General features: G+C 59.6%; 9 protein-coding genes. 7 read left to right on the top strand and 2 right to left on the bottom strand.

What is annotated here, in order from left to right; translation table 11 throughout:
- Positions 1 to 1,066 (top strand): putative bifunctional diguanylate cyclase/phosphodiesterase (locus OQK_RS04700; protein WP_038860562.1); only part of this gene is annotated, 1,066 nt, incomplete at its 5' end.
- Here OQK_RS04700 and OQK_RS29055 read toward each other — a convergent pair.
- Positions 957 to 1,853 carry an NAD(P)-dependent oxidoreductase gene (locus OQK_RS29055; protein WP_016771351.1) on the bottom strand — a complete coding sequence of 299 codons (897 nt, stop codon included), beginning with the start codon at positions 1,851 to 1,853 and terminating at the stop codon, positions 957 to 959. The genes OQK_RS04700 and OQK_RS29055 overlap by 110 nt on opposite strands.
- 196 nt (positions 1,854 to 2,049) lie before the next feature.
- On the opposite strand from OQK_RS29055, the gene OQK_RS04710 reads away from it, so the two are divergent.
- Positions 2,050 to 4,248, top strand: a complete 2,199-nt coding sequence (locus tag OQK_RS04710) for a hypothetical protein (RefSeq protein ID WP_016771352.1) — start codon at positions 2,050 to 2,052, stop codon at positions 4,246 to 4,248.
- A 307-nt stretch (positions 4,249 to 4,555) separates the two neighbouring features.
- On the opposite strand, the gene OQK_RS04715 is transcribed toward OQK_RS04710, so the two are convergent.
- Positions 4,556 to 4,861, bottom strand: a complete 306-nt coding sequence (locus tag OQK_RS04715) for a DUF2288 domain-containing protein (RefSeq protein WP_016771353.1) — start codon at positions 4,859 to 4,861, stop codon at positions 4,556 to 4,558.
- A gap of 351 nt (positions 4,862 to 5,212) precedes the next feature.
- Between OQK_RS04715 and OQK_RS04720 the strand changes: the two genes are divergently transcribed.
- From OQK_RS04720 to OQK_RS04740, 5 genes are all read left to right on the top strand, one after another.
- Positions 5,213 to 6,340 (top strand): branched-chain amino acid ABC transporter substrate-binding protein, encoded by a 1,128-nt coding sequence (locus OQK_RS04720; RefSeq protein WP_016771354.1) that lies wholly within the window; start codon positions 5,213 to 5,215, stop codon positions 6,338 to 6,340.
- Between the two features lie 229 nt (positions 6,341 to 6,569).
- Positions 6,570 to 7,493 carry a high-affinity branched-chain amino acid ABC transporter permease LivH gene (gene livH, locus OQK_RS04725; protein ID WP_016771355.1) on the top strand — a complete coding sequence of 308 codons (924 nt, stop codon included), beginning with the start codon at positions 6,570 to 6,572 and terminating at the stop codon, positions 7,491 to 7,493.
- Complete coding sequence (locus OQK_RS04730) at positions 7,490 to 8,746, top strand: high-affinity branched-chain amino acid ABC transporter permease LivM (protein ID WP_016771356.1); 1,257 nt, start codon at positions 7,490 to 7,492, stop codon at positions 8,744 to 8,746. The genes livH and OQK_RS04730 overlap by 4 nt, the downstream gene beginning before the upstream one ends.
- On the top strand, positions 8,743 to 9,510 hold the full coding sequence (livG, locus tag OQK_RS04735) for a high-affinity branched-chain amino acid ABC transporter ATP-binding protein LivG (RefSeq protein ID WP_016771357.1): 768 nt from the start codon (positions 8,743 to 8,745) through the stop codon (positions 9,508 to 9,510). Before OQK_RS04730 ends, livG begins: the two co-directional genes overlap by 4 nt.
- The gene (locus OQK_RS04740) at positions 9,511 to 10,212 is read left to right on the top strand and encodes an ABC transporter ATP-binding protein (protein WP_003222380.1); all 702 of its coding nucleotides are present in this window, start codon (positions 9,511 to 9,513) and stop codon (positions 10,210 to 10,212) included.
- Positions 10,213 to 10,386: the final 174 nt, after the last annotated feature.

Consider the following 10,386-nt stretch of genomic DNA (forward strand, 5'->3'; position numbering starts at 1 on the left):
GCGCATGGTGATGACCACCAGCATCGGCATCAGCCTGTTTCCCGAAGACGGCACCACTTGCGAAGAGCTGCTCAAACACGCCGACCTGGCCTTGTACCAATCCAAGGGCGCCGGGCGCAACGGTCTGCACTTCTTCAATTCCAGCCTGAAGACCCGCGCCAGTTTCGAGCTGCAACTGGAAGAGGAACTGCGCAGTGCGCTACGGCAAGACAACGCGCTGATGCTCTACTACCAGCCGATCTTCGAAGTGAAAACCGGACGCGTGACCAAGCTCGAAGCGCTGATTCGCTGGCAGCATCCGGTTCACGGTTTGCTCACCCCGGATCGCTTCATCGGTATTGCCGAGAACAACGGGTTGATCGCCGAACTGGACAACTGGGTGCTGCGCCGCGCCTGCAAGGATCTCGGCGAGCTGTCGCGGCATGGTTGTGCCGAATTGAAAATCGCCTGGAACTGCTCGCCGCTGAATCTGGCGCGCGAAGAGCTGGCCGAGGAGATCGAGCACGCCTTGCACACAGCAGGCGTGGCCCCGGAACGCCTGGAACTGGAGGTCACCGAAAACGCCTTGATGGGCAACATCGCCAACACTCTGGTGCTGTTGCGGCAGATCCGCGCCCTCGGTGTGTCGCTGTCGATCGATGATTTCGGCACCGGCTACTCGTCGCTGGCCTACCTCAAGCGCCTGCCGCTGAACACCCTGAAGATCGACCGCTCGTTCATCCTCGACATCCCCACCGCCACAGCGGACATGGAGATCGTCCAGGCGATCATCGTCATGGCCCACACCCTGCATCTGCAGGTGGTCACCGAGGGCGTCGAGAGCCTGGAGCAATACGAGTTTCTCGAGCGTTCGGGCTGCGACTTCATTCAGGGTTATCTGCTCAGCCGCCCGGTGCCGCTGGACGAATTGCGCGCGGTGCTCGATGAAATCAACCAGCGCAAACCCGTCCTCGGGGTCAATCCGTTGAGTCTGGCGCGCGATACATTTGCACCAGCGTCGCTGGATCCTTCGCTAAAAAGCCTTGCGCCCCATGCAGGCGCATCAATTGTGCGGCCAATCCGCTGATTGGCGTCGCCGAGCCCTGCTCGCGGGAAAATTTCACCGCCGTGTCGAGATCCTTGAGCAGCGTGCGCACGTGCCACTTGATCGGTTCGAAACGACTCTCGGCCATTTGCGGAGCAAGGATCTGCAACGGTTTGGAATCGGCAAACCCACCGGCCAGCGCCTCGGCGATCAGGCTGGCATCGACCCCCGCCTGCTCGGCCAGCGCCACCACTTCAGCAATCACCAGCGCATTGCAGGCGACAATCATCTGGTTGCAGGCCTTGGTGACCTGGCCGGCGCCGATGCCGCCCATGTGCGTGACGCGCTGACCAAGGCTGAGCAGCACCGGGCGCACGCGCTCAAGATCTGCCGCTGCACCACCGACCATGATCGCCAGACTGCCAGCCTCGGCGCCGACCACGCCGCCGGACACCGGGGAGTCAAGCCAGCCCATGCCGCTTTTCTCGGCCAGCGCTGCGGCCATCTCGCGAGTCGCGGTCGGTTCAAGACTGGAGAAATCCACCAAAAGCTGGCCGTTTTTCGCACCTTCGGCAACGCCGCCAGCGCCAAACACCACCTGACGCACCACGGCAGTGTCGGCCAGGCACAGCATGACGATGTCGGCGTGTGCGCACAGGTCAGCCGGGCTCGATACCTGTCGGGCGCCGGCCGCAACCAGAGGTGCACACTTGTCCGGGTTGCGGTTCCACACCGTCAGCGGGTAACCCGCGGCCAGCAGACGCCGGCACATCGGCAGGCCCATCAGGCCGATTCCGGCAAACCCCAACGAAGGTAGCGTTGACATCATTTCGCCTCTTTTCGATTAAAGATCACCGAATCATGGCCGATTCATCAACGATCAGGAAAGGATTCCGCCCGGCGATCAGACCAGCCAGCACTACGACGCCCGGGCCGTATTCGCGCACACAAGACGCGAGATCTTATTCCGTGAGGTTCGCCGGCACTGTTCGGCGGGCCAACCCAGTCCAGGTAAATGGCGCACCATGACCTCTAAAAACAACCCCGCCAGTGCAACAGCCGATCTGACCCTGAGCCCCGCCGCGAACAGCGCGTCATTATCCAGACCGACGCCGCCCGCGCGCCCGCTGTCGACCCAGCAATACCTGTACTTCACCGAAACCAACACCGACCGCATCCTCGATAACCTCGACGGCCTGCGCGATTCGGTGTTCCCGCGCCCGGCGCATCAGGAAGGCGACAACGAGCAGCACAACGACCAGGAATTCCCCTCGGTGTGCCTGATCGGCCTCGGTCGCTGCGGCTCCAACATCGCCCTCGACGTGGCGGAGCTGGTGTACAACGCGCGCAAGTTCTACCTCAACGAATTCAACAACGAAGACCGCCCGAGCGACCGGCGTCTGGCCGACAAGGGCTACAGCCCGGCGCAGTGGATCAAGAACAACCTGCGCATCGGTACCAGCAAATCGACCAAACCGGTGTTTCTGGTCGAACCGCTGGTGATGCTCGGCGACCTCGACAAGGACATTGCCGGGCGCATCCGTTTCTCGCGCAAGGGCGAGAAAAGCGGCTTCCTGCGTGACTACAGCAAAATGAAGATCATGGACTTGTCCGAAGTCCACGCCGGTGGCGCCGGTAACGCGCCGATCCTCGGCCAGTACCTGGCGAAGATCATCCTCAACAAGGACACCCAGCGCTTCTCCAGCCCCGACTGGAAAATGATCCACTCGTACCTGATCGACAGCTGCGGGATCAAGGCCAACCAGTCGCGCCTGTATTTCTCGATTTTCAGTGCCGGCGGCGGTACCGGTTCGGGCATGGCCTCGGAGTTCGGTCTGGCGCAGCAGCACTCGTACATGAACAAGACCTTCGACACCAAGCCGATGGACGAGCATGACGGCAAGAGCGGCCATTCGTTTGTCTTTGAGCCGATCTTCACCAGCGGCATCTGCGTGCTGCCGAATATTTCCGACCACCGCAGCGAAATGTCCGAAGCGCTGCACATCAACGCCGGGCGCTTGCTGTGCAAATACCTGTCGGAGGAGTGGGATTTCTCCTACAACTTCGCCAACGAAGACAGCAGCGAAGCCAGCGTGATGGGGCGTATCCGCCCGTGGAACGCGATGATGCTGATCTCCAACGACATCATGCGTTACGCCGAAGAAAGCGATGACGGCAATATCCAGAACATTGATGTCAATGCCATGGAGAAACACGCCAACCAGTACATCTCGCAGCAGATCTTCAATATTCTGACGGCGCAGGCAGTCACCACTGACTACGACCAGAACTACTTCCGCCGCGCCGGCATCGACATCGGCGAAACCATCCGACTGGACGCCAACGACCTGTTCATGAGTCTGGCCGGGCCGGTGGCGATTGCCTACGCCGAATCGGTGGTGCCGGAAACCCCGCCGCCGAGCAGCGACAAGTTCAAGGTCTTCGATAAAGAGCCACAGCGCCTGAACATCGATGACCTGTTCTTCCGCTCGATCGACCTGCCGCACTTCAACAAGGTCACTCAGGCGATCGAAGGCATCAGCCTGCTGCCGATCGAATCCAAGCGTTATCGCGCTTCGCTTGAGCAGTACAAGAATTCCGGCTACGACGCCGCCGCGCTGCACGACCTGCACTTCTTCAAGAATTGCTCGTCGGTGGTCTCGATCGTCTCGCTGCCGAAAGACTACAAGCTGTCGTACATGGACCTGAACCGGTTGAAGACCCACCTCAACAGCCTGTTCCCCAACACCACACTCAAGCGCTACGCGCTGGTGATCGGCGCTTCGGCCAACCTGTCGCTGACCACCCTGATCGCCAAGAGCCCGTGCCTGTCGGACGACTTCCTCACGCTGATCGTGGCGTTCATCAAGCGCTGCTTCGCGAAGAATCCGTACCGTTTCGACGAGACGCTGGATAACTCGATTCTCGACTTCATCATTCAGGAAGACTTCGACGAGGAGCGGATCGACGACCTGCTCAACGAATTCGAGAACCCGGCGAAGATCCTCGATACCAACTGGTACGCGATCAAACCGATGTACGAGAAAAAGTATCGCGAGCTGATCAACGATAAAGACAAGTTCGTCTCGATCAATGACATTCGCCTGTCGCGTGATTGCGTGAAGAAGTCGATCAAGTACCTGCGCGAGATCTACCGCCACCGGATTGGCAAGACCAAGGTGATTTCGCTGAATAACCATACCGGGAAGAGTTATTCGGCCTGATCCGCTACCGAGTCGCCCCAATCGCTGGCAAGCCAGCTCCCACAGATTTTGTGGTGCGCACAATATTTGTGTACACCCGGACACTGTGGGAGCTGGCTTGCCAGCGATGGGGTCTCCAAATTCACTAAAGATTTCAGCCTTTCCAACATCCAGAAACAATTAAGCGACCCTCAGGCCGCTCCATAAACTGTTCCCGTTACGTTTACGTCACCGTGAGGCGTGGCATTTCTCCACGGCAAGGTGCCATCACGCTACTCCGCTACACACTTGCGGCGCGGCAATCGAGGCACCAAAAGAGTGCGAGCAATTAAACGGCCGCCCTTTCCTGGATCAGAATCCACGGCGAAACCACCACGGCCCACAGCTGCGGATCACGTTCGAAAATATCCAGTGCCCGCGTTTCAGACAGCTTGGCGACCTTGTCGTCGGCCAGCCAGGCCGCGACTTTCTCGCCTTCATCCGATGCCACGGCCTCGGCGGCGGCGATCAAATCCAGGTCAGGGTCGACCCACAATAGGGCACCCTTGGCGAAGAACGGCTCCAGCTCTTTCCAGGTAATAGATGCCGTTTCACCAAGCAGCTTGGCATAGAGGGTGCTAGGTTCTTGATTCATGGGAGCTGTCCGGAAAAGAAATCGACGCGAATGATAACGTCGGTGGTCCGTCAGAAAAACCCGGTTGCAAATCGCTGCACCGAACGAAAAGAGCAGGAACGCCAGGGAATGCTGCCTTTTGGGATATATGCCCCCGATTGCCCCGCCGCAATTCTGTCTCTTTCATTCAAAAATGCGACACCCCCAAGTTTTGCCCCGTGGCGCCCGCTTCCCAGTTGATCAAGCGGCGCTCTACACTGTACCGGTACAGTTGCCGGGGCATTTTCCGGAGGGTATCGCAAAGATATCTGACCCGGTTCTGCTGCTACGGCGCCAGAACTCTAAAAAATACAACAGTAAGAGTGGAGCACTATGACTAAGGCTACTAAGCAGATTTCCAAACTGTTTGCCGCTATGGTTCTGGCCGGGGTTGCCAGCCATTCGTTCGCAGCTGACACCATCAAAATCGGTATCGCCGGTCCTAAAACCGGTCCAGTAGCCCAGTACGGCGACATGCAGTTCAGTGGCGCGAAAATGGCCATCGAGCAGATCAACGCCAAGGGCGGCGTCGACGGCAAGAAACTCGAAGCCGTTGAATACGACGATGCCTGCGATCCGAAACAAGCGGTAGCGGTAGCGAACAAGGTCGTCAACGACGGCGTCAAGTTCGTGGTCGGTCACCTGTGCTCCAGCTCCACCCAGCCTGCTTCGGACATCTACGAAGACGAAGGCGTGATCATGATCACCCCGGCTGCCACCAGCCCGGACATCACCGCCCGTGGCTACAAAATGATCTTCCGCACCATCGGTCTCGACAGCGCCCAGGGCCCTGCCGCCGGCAACTACATCGCCGATCACGTGAAACCGAAAGTGGTTGGCGTGCTGCACGACAAACAGCAGTACGGTGAAGGCATCGCCACCGCCGTAAAATCGACCCTCGAGAAGAAAGGCACCAAGGTTGCCGTCTTCGAAGGCGTCAACGCCGGCGACAAGGACTTCTCCGCCATCATCGCCAAGCTCAAGCAAGCCGGCGTCGACTTCGTCTACTACGGCGGCTACCACCCGGAGCTGGGCCTGATCCTGCGCCAGGCTCAGGAAAAAGGCCTGAAAGCCCGCTTCATGGGTCCGGAAGGCGTGGGTAACGACTCGATCACCCAGATCGCCAAGGACGCGTCCGAAGGCCTGCTGGTGACCCTGCCGAAATCCTTCGACCAGGATCCGGCCAACGTTGCCCTGGCTGACGCGTTCAAAGCCAAGAAGGAAGATCCGAGCGGTCCGTTCGTGTTCCCGTCCTACTCGGCAGTGACCGTGATTGCCGAAGGCATCAAGGCGGCCAAGTCCGAAGACGCGACCAAAGTGGCTGAAGCCATCCACGCCGGTTCGTTCAAGACCCCGACCGGCGACCTGAGCTTCGACGACAAGGGCGACCTGAAGGACTTCAAATTTGTCGTGTACGAGTGGCACAACGGCAAACCTAAAACCGAAGTTTCGCCTCAGTAAGGCCTTGCCCGACTGACTGCCAATAAAGCCCACGGCGTGCCGTGGGCTTTGTTTTGCGAATGTATGGGCCGCGCTGGCGTGATCCGCCAGTCGGCCCACCTGAAAATCTCAAAACCGTCATCAGCGGTTCGCTGGCAAAACCCGGATTCGAAGTGGATAGAGATCCACGGGGCCGGGCGGGAAAATGACTCCACCAGTGAAATGCGTACAGGTTTTTAGGAGCGCTGTAATGCCTGACCTCTATCACTTCTTCCAACAGCTGGTTAACGGCCTCAACGTTGGCAGCATGTATGCCCTGATCGCCATCGGCTACACGATGGTCTACGGCATCATTGGAATGATCAACTTCGCCCACGGCGAGGTGTACATGATCGGTTCCTACGTGGCCTTCATCGCCATCGCCGGGCTGACCATGATGGGACTCGACAGTGTCCCGCTGTTGATGACCGCGGCGTTCATCGCCAGCATCGTCGTCACCAGTTCCTACGGTTACAGCATCGAACGGATCGCCTACCGCCCCCTGCGCGGCAGCAACCGTCTGATCCCGCTGATTTCTGCCATCGGTATGTCGATCTTCCTGCAGAACACCGTTCTGCTGGCGCAAGACTCCAAGGACAAAGCTATCCCCAACCTGATCCCGGGCAACTTCGCCTTCGGTCCGGGTGGCGCACAAGAAGTGCTGATTTCCTACATGCAGATCGTGGTGTTCGTGGTGACCCTGATCGCCATGCTCGGCCTGACCCTGTTCATCTCCCGTTCCCGCTTGGGCCGCGCCTGCCGCGCCTGTGCCGAGGACATCAAGATGGCCAACCTGCTCGGCATCAACACCAACAACATCATCGCCCTGACCTTCGTCATCGGTGCTGCGCTGGCGGCGGTCGCTGCGGTGCTGCTGAGCATGCAATACGGCGTGATCAACCCCAACGCCGGTTTCCTCGTCGGCCTCAAGGCCTTCACCGCTGCGGTACTGGGCGGCATCGGCAGCATCCCCGGGGCAATGCTCGGCGGCTTGGTGCTCGGTGTAGCGGAAGCGTTCGGTGCCGATATCTTCGGCGACCAGTACAAGGACGTCGTTGCGTTCGGCCTGCTGGTTCTGGTGCTGTTGTTCCGTCCGACCGGCATTCTGGGCCGTCCGGAGGTTGAGAAAGTATGACTAGGAATCTTAAACAGGCACTGTTCAGTGCCTTGCTGGTGTGGGCGGTGGCCTACCCGGTACTGGGTCTGAAACTGACCATCGTCGGCATCAATCTGGAAGTGCACAACACCAGCCCTGCGGTACTTGCGACCATCGCGATCTGCTCGGTGCTGATGTTCCTGCGCGTGCTGTTCAACCAGCAGATCAGCAAGGCCTGGCGCTCTTCGCCAGGCATGCCGCTGATCCCGGCCAAGGCCAGCAACTTCCTGACCCTGCCAACCACCCAGCGCTATTTCATCATTGCGCTGATTCTGATCGCCCTGGTCTGGCCGTTCTTCGGCTCCCGTGGCGCGGTGGATATCGCAACGCTGATCCTGATCTACGTGATGCTCGGCCTGGGCCTGAACATCGTGGTCGGTCTGGCCGGTCTGCTCGACCTGGGTTACGTCGGTTTCTACGCCGTCGGCGCCTACAGCTACGCGCTGCTGTCGCATTACTACGGCTTGAGCTTCTGGATCTGCCTGCCGATTGCCGGCCTGATGGCGGCGACGTTCGGCTTCCTGCTGGGCTTCCCGGTGTTGCGTCTGCGCGGCGACTATCTGGCGATCGTGACCTTGGGTTTCGGCGAGATCATCCGTCTGTTCCTGCGTAACCTGACCGACATCACCGGTGGCCCGAACGGCATCAGCAACATCGAAAAACCGACGTTCTTCGGCCTGACCTTCGAGCGCAAAGCCGCCGAAGGCCTGCAGACGTTTCACGAGTATTTCGGCCTGCAATACAACTCGATCAACAAGGTGATCTTCCTTTACCTGGTTGCGCTGTTGCTCGCACTGGCCGCGCTGTTCGTGATCAACCGTCTTCTGCGCATGCCGATCGGTCGCGCGTGGGAAGCGCTGCGTGAAGACGAAATCGCCTGCCGTGCGCTGGGCCTGAACCCGACCGTGATCAAGCTCTCCGCGTTCACCCTGGGTGCTGCGTTTGCCGGTTTCGCCGGCAGCTTCTTCGCTGCACGTCAGGGGCTGGTAACGCCCGAGTCGTTCACCTTCATCGAGTCGGCGATCATCCTCGCCATCGTCGTATTGGGTGGCATGGGCTCGCAACTGGGCGTGATTCTGGCGGCGATCGTGATGATCCTGTTGCCGGAAATGATGCGTGAGTTCAGCGAGTACCGCATGTTGATGTTCGGTGCGCTGATGGTGCTGATGATGATCTGGCGTCCACAAGGTCTGCTGCCGATGCAACGCCCACACATGGAGTTGCGCAAATGAGCCGCGAGATCCTTAAAGTCGAAAATCTGAGCATGCGCTTCGGCGGCTTGCTGGCGGTCAACGGCGTGGCGCTGACCGTCAAGGAAAAGCAGGTGGTTGCCCTGATCGGCCCGAACGGCGCCGGCAAGACCACCGTGTTCAACTGCCTGACCGGCTTCTATCAGCCTACCGGCGGCAGCATCCTGCTCGACGGCGAGCCGATCCAGGGCCTGCCGGGCCACAAGATCGCCCTCAAAGGCGTGGTGCGGACCTTCCAGAACGTGCGTTTGTTCAAGGACATGACTGCGGTCGAGAACCTGTTGATCGCCCAGCACCGTCACTTGAACACCAACTTCCTGTCCGGCCTGTTCAAGACCCCGGCGTTCCGCAAAAGCGAGCGCGAGGCCATGGAATTTGCCGAGTACTGGCTGGAAAAGGTCAACCTCAAAGAGTTCGCCAACCGCACCGCCGGCACCCTCGCCTACGGCCAGCAACGGCGTCTGGAAATCGCTCGCTGCATGATGACCCGCCCACGGATCCTCATGCTCGACGAACCCGCCGCCGGCCTGAACCCGAAGGAAACCGAAGACCTCAAGGCGCTGATCGGTGTGTTGCGCGAAGAGCACAACGTCACCGTGCTGCTGATCGAACACGACATGAAACTGGTCATGAGCATTTCCGACCACATCGTCGTGATCAATCAGGGCACGCCGCTGGCCGACGGCACGCCGGAACAGATCCGCGACAATCCTGAAGTGATCAAAGCCTACCTGGGGGAAGCGTAAATGCTGCAGTTCGAAAACGTTTCCACCTTCTACGGCAAGATCCAGGCCCTGCACAGCGTCAACGTCGAAGTCCGTCAGGGCGAGATCGTGACGCTGATCGGCGCCAACGGTGCCGGCAAATCCACGCTGCTGATGACGCTGTGCGGTTCGCCGCAGGCGCACAGCGGCAGCATCCGCTACATGGGTGAGGAACTGGTCGGCCAGGACTCGTCGCAGATCATGCGCAAGAGCATCGCCGTGGTCCCGGAAGGGCGTCGGGTGTTCGCCCGTCTGACCGTGGAAGAAAACCTGTCGATGGGCGGATTTTTCACCGACAAGGGCGACTATCAGGAACAGATGGACAAGGTCCTCGGACTTTTCCCACGCCTGAAAGAACGCTTCAACCAGCGCGGCGGCACCATGTCCGGCGGCGAACAGCAAATGCTCGCCATCGGCCGTGCGCTGATGAGCAAGCCCAAGCTGCTGCTGCTCGACGAGCCATCGCTGGGTCTGGCGCCGATCATCATCCAGCAGATCTTCGACATCATCGAACAGCTGCGCAAGGACGGTGTGACGGTGTTCCTGGTCGAGCAGAACGCCAACCAGGCGCTGAAAATCGCTGACCGCGCCTACGTTCTGGAGAACGGCCGCGTGGTCATGCAAGGCACCGGTGAAGCGCTGCTGACCGACCCGAAAGTACGCGAGGCGTACCTCGGCGGTTGAGTGTTTCCGCTGAATAAAAAACGGCCTTCGGGCCGTTTTTTTATTTCCTGAGCACCACCAAGGTAATCCTGTGGGAGCGAGCCTGCTCGCGAAGCGCTCTGTCATTCAACATTATGGGTGCCTGACACACCGCCTTCGCGAGCAGGCTCGCTCCCACAGGGATACAGCTGAATC

The organism is Pseudomonas sp. R62 (genome assembly GCF_000257605.1).
GTDB lineage: Bacteria > Pseudomonadota > Gammaproteobacteria > Pseudomonadales > Pseudomonadaceae > Aquipseudomonas > Aquipseudomonas atacamensis.

Coding starts and splice junctions, on each gene's coding strand:
- OQK_RS29055 (WP_016771351.1), bottom strand. CDS start 1,853: ATGATGTCAACGCTACCTTCGTTGGGGTTTGCCGGAATCGGCCTGATG.
- OQK_RS04710 (WP_016771352.1), top strand. CDS start 2,050: ATGACCTCTAAAAACAACCCCGCCAGTGCAACAGCCGATCTGACCCTG.
- OQK_RS04715 (WP_016771353.1), bottom strand. CDS start 4,861: ATGAATCAAGAACCTAGCACCCTCTATGCCAAGCTGCTTGGTGAAACG.
- OQK_RS04720 (WP_016771354.1), top strand. CDS start 5,213: ATGACTAAGGCTACTAAGCAGATTTCCAAACTGTTTGCCGCTATGGTT.
- livH (WP_016771355.1), top strand. CDS start 6,570: ATGCCTGACCTCTATCACTTCTTCCAACAGCTGGTTAACGGCCTCAAC.
- OQK_RS04730 (WP_016771356.1), top strand. CDS start 7,490: ATGACTAGGAATCTTAAACAGGCACTGTTCAGTGCCTTGCTGGTGTGG.
- livG (WP_016771357.1), top strand. CDS start 8,743: ATGAGCCGCGAGATCCTTAAAGTCGAAAATCTGAGCATGCGCTTCGGC.
- OQK_RS04740 (WP_003222380.1), top strand. CDS start 9,511: ATGCTGCAGTTCGAAAACGTTTCCACCTTCTACGGCAAGATCCAGGCC.